The sequence below is a fragment of the Exiguobacterium sp. B2(2022) genome (assembly GCF_028823655.1).
Taxonomy (GTDB): Bacteria; Bacillota; Bacilli; order Exiguobacteriales; family Exiguobacteriaceae; genus Exiguobacterium; species Exiguobacterium aestuarii_A.
Map to the genome: position 1 here is coordinate 1 of NZ_JAPEHX010000137.1, position 855 is coordinate 855.

1 protein-coding gene is annotated in these 855 nt (G+C 62.0%); it reads left to right on the top strand.

Translation table 11 applies throughout. From position 1 onward, the window contains the following. On the top strand, positions 1–845 hold an 845-nt coding region (locus tag ON063_RS14695; protein WP_274665633.1), incomplete at its 5' end, for an IS30 family transposase. Between the last annotated feature and the right edge of the window lie 10 nt (positions 846–855).

Below are 855 nucleotides of genomic sequence, written 5' to 3' on the forward strand. Positions count from 1 at the left end.
TCGGGCGACAGCCCTCGACCGTCTCGCGGGAGATCAGACGGAACCCCGGCTACGAGTCGGGACGTGCACAGAGACGCTACGAAAAGGCAAAGACCCATTGCGGCGCCAAGACGAAGCTCGATGACACGATGCGCCGGACAATCACCGAGAAACTGTGGGCGACCTGGTCGCCGGAACAAATCGTCGGCCGCCTCTTCGCAGGAAAAATCGCCTTCTCCACCATCTACCGTTGGATCTATACGGGACAGATAGACGTGCCCGCGACCGTGCTCCGCCAGAAGGGGAAACGTCAAAAGCCGGTCGAGACACGGGGGCGATTCAACGTCGGATTGTCCATCGCCAAGCGCCCGAGAGAGGTGCGTGCACGCAAGACATTCGGGCACTGGGAGCTCGACACCGTCGTCTCCGGGCGTGGGAAGTCGAAGGCATGCGTCGCGACGTTCGTCGAACGAAAGAGCCGGTTCTATATCGCCCTTCCGATGACGGACCGTAGCGCCTCCTCGATGGAGATGGCGATCCAGGCAGTGCACGGTGCCTTCCCCGTGGCCGCGTTCAGGACGGCGACGACGGACCGGGGCAAGGAGTTCAGCTGTCACGAACGTATCCGGACGTCGCTCGGCGTGCCACTCTATTTCGCCGACCCGTACGCGTCCTGGCAACGAGGGAGCAACGAGAACGCCAACGGTCTCCTCCGCGAGTTCTTCCCGAAAGGAACGGACTTCGCGAAGGTCGGTGACGGCGAACTCGCGGATGCGCTCGCCAAGATCAACGGGCGACCGAGGAAATGCCTCGGCTGGCGAACCGCACACGAGGCATTCACCGAGGAAGTGTTGCGCTTAATTTGACAAACCATCA